Annotated in this window: 4 protein-coding genes and 1 pseudogene; 2 read left to right on the top strand and 3 right to left on the bottom strand. The window is 77.5% G+C overall.

Features of this window, described 5'->3' with window-relative positions; all coding sequences use genetic code 11:
• A partial coding sequence (locus tag EAO70_RS02360; protein ID WP_148001369.1) for a CAP domain-containing protein occupies positions 1-433 on the top strand: 433 nt, incomplete at its 5' end.
• A gap of 16 nt (positions 434-449) precedes the next feature.
• Here the strand turns inward: EAO70_RS02360 and EAO70_RS02355 are convergent.
• The 3 genes from EAO70_RS02355 to EAO70_RS38740 all read right to left on the bottom strand — a co-directional run bounded on the left by EAO70_RS02355 (position 450) and on the right by EAO70_RS38740 (position 3,231).
• On the bottom strand, positions 450-860 hold the full coding sequence (locus EAO70_RS02355) for a CAP domain-containing protein (protein ID WP_261992603.1): 411 nt from the start codon (positions 858-860) through the stop codon (positions 450-452).
• Positions 861-1,722: 862 nt separating this feature from the next.
• On the bottom strand, positions 1,723-2,595 hold the full coding sequence (locus EAO70_RS02350) for a universal stress protein (protein WP_148001367.1): 873 nt from the start codon (positions 2,593-2,595) through the stop codon (positions 1,723-1,725).
• A gap of 156 nt (positions 2,596-2,751) precedes the next feature.
• Positions 2,752-3,231: a hypothetical protein gene (locus tag EAO70_RS38740; RefSeq protein ID WP_261992602.1), complete on the bottom strand. Its 480-nt coding sequence runs from the start codon at positions 3,229-3,231 to the stop codon at positions 2,752-2,754.
• On the opposite strand from EAO70_RS38740, the pseudogene EAO70_RS38735 reads away from it, so the two are divergent.
• A pseudogene (locus EAO70_RS38735) lies at positions 3,209-3,887 on the top strand (hypothetical protein); the annotation flags it as partial. The gene EAO70_RS38740 and the pseudogene EAO70_RS38735 overlap by 23 nt on opposite strands.

Raw genomic sequence — 3,887 nt, 5'->3', positions numbered from 1 at the left:
GGTCGATGCGCAGCGGTGCGCAGCCGGCCCGCGCCCCACGCCCACCCCCAGCCGCGAGGAGCGGGTCACCGGACTCGTCAACCGGCTCCGGGCGCAGGCCGGCTGCGCACCGCTGCGCATCGACCCCCGCCTCACCGAGGCGGCCCGCGGCTACGCCCGCGACATGKCCGCGCGCGGCTACTTCGGGCACGCCAGCCCGGAGGGCGAGTACGCGGACTCCCGGATCTCCGACGCCGGTTACGCATGGAGCGCCTGGGCCGAGAACCTGGACCGGGGGACGACCGATCCGGCCTCCGTCGTCGACGACTGGACGGACGGGTCGATGCACGAGGAGAACATGCTCGACTGCCGTTACCGGGACACCGGCGTGGCCTCGGCGCCCGGCCCCGCCGGCACGGTCTGGGTGCAGAAGCTCGCCGCTCCCGCCTCCTGACGAACCGGCCAGGGGCTCAGCGCCGGACACCGAAGTTCTGCACCCACCAGGGGCCGTTGGCCGTGAGCGTCACCCCCACCCCGATGTCCTCGAACGCGCAGTTGAGGATGTTCGCCCGGTGGCCGGGACTGCCCATCCAGTCCGCCATCGCGCGCCCCGGGGTCTTCGGCCCGCGGTGGATGTTCTCGCCCCAGGTCGTCCACGCGTACCCGGCGCCGGTCATCCGGTCGCCCGCGTCCCGGCCCTCCGGGTCGTCGTGCTCGTAGTAGCCGCGGGCGGACATGTCGTCGGCGTGGCGCTGCGCGGCCGTCCGCAGGTGGCGCTCGGAGCGGAGCGGCCCGCACCCCGCCTTCTTCCGCTCGGCGTTGGCCAGCGCCACCACGTCCTTGACGAACCGGTCGGCCGTCACCGCGGGCACCGCGGCCACGGGGGCCGCGCCCTGCGGCGCCGGCTGCGGTCGCCCGGGCAGCCCGGGCCCCGGCCGCTCCGGGAGACGCCCGCCCCGCGGGGCGAGTCCCTGATCCGCCTCCGCCTTCGGAGGGGTCTCCGGCGCGGAGCCGTCCGGTGCCGCTGCCCGCTCGGCCACGGGCGGGGGAGTTGCCCCGGCCGGGGGCGCCGAAGGGGGCGCGGAGGCCGGTCGCCGTACCCGTCCGGGCTCCGCCGTCCGGGCGTGCTCCGGCGCTCCGGCGACCGCCCTCCGTCCGCGCCCCGGCTCACCGCCGGCCGCAGCCTCCCGCCCGTCCTCACGTCCGCCGTCCGGCTCCGCCCGGGTGACATCGGCGACGGCGGAGCGGGACGGCACGGCGGATGCGGCCGCCGTGTGGCTGCCGGTGGGCCGGGCGGCGCTGAGGGTCGCCACGTACATCCCGGCGGCCACGGTCAGGACGGCGGCCGCGGTACCGGCCACGGTGACGGCCGTCCGGAAGCCGGGCCTGCGCCGGGCCCGCCGTCGGAGGCCGCCCGCCTTCCGGTGCCGCCCGCCGGTCCGCGCCGCGACCGTACGCGCCGAGGGCGATGCGTGCCGTCCGGCGTCGCTCTCCGGGCGATCGTCAGCCGCCGTGCCGTCCGCCGCGCATTCCCTCGCGACGGCGTACGGCGCAACGGGGTCGGGCTGTCCGGGCCGGTCGTGGTGCCGCATGGAACTCCGCTCTCTCGCCGTGGTCGCCGAACGGGCCGGCGCTGGGGAGAGCCACCGGGGCGACGGCGGTAACACTGTCCGGCCCCGGCCACCCCGACACTCCTCGTCAACGTGACGCGTCAACCCCGCGCGTCAACCTTTCCGCACCCTCTCAGCCCTGCGGGACGACCGCCACCGGGCAGGGCGCGAGGTGCAGGGCGGCGTGCGCCACGGAGCCGATGCGCGGTCCGACGGCCCCGCGCCGGGCCCGTCGGCCGACCACCAGGAGCTGGGCGGCCCCCGCCGAGGAGAGCAGCACCTGACCGGCGCTGCCCAGCTCGACGTGCTCGGTCACGGGCACGTCGGGGTAACGCTCGCGCCACGGGGCCAGGGCCTCGCGCAGGGCCTTCTCCTCGTACGGGACGAGCCCGCCGGCCTCGTCGGCGAGCCGCATGGAGGCCGGGCTGTACGCGTACAGGGTCGGCAGGCTCCACGCGCGCACGGCCCGCACGGACGCCCCGCGCGCGGCGGCGGTGGCGAAGGCGAAGCCGAGCGCGGCGGCGCTGTCCTCCGGGCTGCCGAGCTGGCCGACCAGGACGTGGCCGGTGGGCGGTTCGGCCGGTTCGCCGTCGCGGGACCGGACGGCCACCACGGGGCGGCCGGCGTCGGCGATGATCTGCTGCCCGTAGGAGCCGAGCAGGAACCCGGCGACGGCTCCGTGCCCGCGCGAGCCGATCACGAGCATCTCGGCCCGGTCCTCGGTGCCGAGGAGCGCGGCGACCGGAGTGTCGTCCAGGACCTCGGCCGTGAGCGCGAGGTCCGGGTAGCGCTGGGCGAGCGTGTCCCGCGCGTCGCTCAGGAGTTGCTCCGCGACGTGCTCCTGCGACGCGCGGTCCTGGAGCAGGGGGAGGTCGAGCGGCTCCCACCGCCACGCGTGCGCGAGCCGTAGCGGGAGGTCCCGGTGGAGCGCCTCGCGGGCGGCCCAGTCCGCCGCGGCGAGGCTCTCCGGGGATCCGTCCACTCCTGCGACGATCTCACGACTCATCAGGCTGCCTCCGTGGGTTGCCGGTCGGGCCGGCCGGACGGCCGGACCCGCAGCTCCCAGCTTGGGCCATTCGGCCGCCGGGGGAGAGGGCCGGACGTCCCGACATGCCGGTCCGTCCGTCCCTTCGCTCCGTCCCCGGCGCGGGGCGGGCCCGTGTCAGGCCAGCAGGGTGAGCCGCGCGTGGGTGCCGTTGAGGTAGTGGTCCCCGATGTCGCGGAGCCGGTGGGCCGACTGGGTGGGGGCGGTGAGGGCGCGGGCGTTGCGCCAGAAGCGGTCGAAGCCGGGGCCGCCGGAGCGCGCGTCGGCGCCCGCCGTGCCGTCGACGAGTTCGAGGATGCGCGTGGTGATGTGCACGGCCGCCCGGCCGGTGACGGTCTCGGCGGCCGCCACCAGGACGGCGATGTCGGCGCGTTCCTCCACTCCGAGCGACCACGAGGCGAGCAGACCGTGGGCCAGCGCGTCGGTCGCGCGCTCCAGCACCGCCGCCGCCGCGTGCGCGGCCGTCGCCAGCTCCCCGTACGCCAGGAGGAGGTACGGATCGTCCCCGGCGCCCGGCGCCGGTCCGTCCGCGGCGCCGCCGGCCGGTGCCGGTCCCGCGTGGTCGGCGCGGCTGATGACGCGGGCCTCGGCGACCACCCTCGCCCCGCTGGTGCTGCGCCTGCTCCTGGTCCACGTCGGGCTCGGCAATGCCGAGCCCGACGTGGACCAGGAGCAGGCGCAGCACCAGCGGGGCGAGGGTGGAGAAGGGGGCGACGGCATGCTCGTCGTGGGGGAGGACGCCGAGGACGTCCGCCGGTGCGACGGGCACCCGGTCGAAGGTGACGCTGCCCGCGCCGGCGAGCCGCTGGCCGACCCGTTCGGCCCCGGCGTCGGTGAACACCCCGGGTTCGGCCGGGTCCACCAGGACGACGAAGAGGTCGCCGCTGCCGCCGGGGCGGGCGCCGACGACGAGCCGGTCGGCGACGGTCACGGCGGACGCGAAGGAGCGGGTCCCGTCGAGGATCCAGCCGCCGGAGTCGGCGGGGGTGAGGGCGAGGCCGGTGCCGGGCGCGGAGGGCGGCCCCTCGACGCCTCCGGCGAGCAGCCAGCGCCCCTCGGTGGTCCGTACGTCGAGCGGGTGGTCGTCGCCGAGCGGGGTGTCGTGGTCCCGTCCCGGGCCGCCGAAGAAGCGGCTGCTCCAGGACAGCGCGTAGTGGTGGGCGAGGAGTTCGCCGACCGAGCTGTCGGCGGCGGAGATCTCCCGTACGACCGCACAGGCGGCCTGCCACTCCGCTCCGCGCCGGTTGGGGCCG

The sequence above is a fragment of the Streptomyces sp. adm13(2018) genome (assembly GCF_008042145.1).
Taxonomy (GTDB): Bacteria; Actinomycetota; Actinomycetes; order Streptomycetales; family Streptomycetaceae; genus Streptomyces.
The sequence above is the reverse complement of the archived record's forward strand: the minus strand, read 5'-3'. Positions and strand labels throughout refer to the sequence as shown.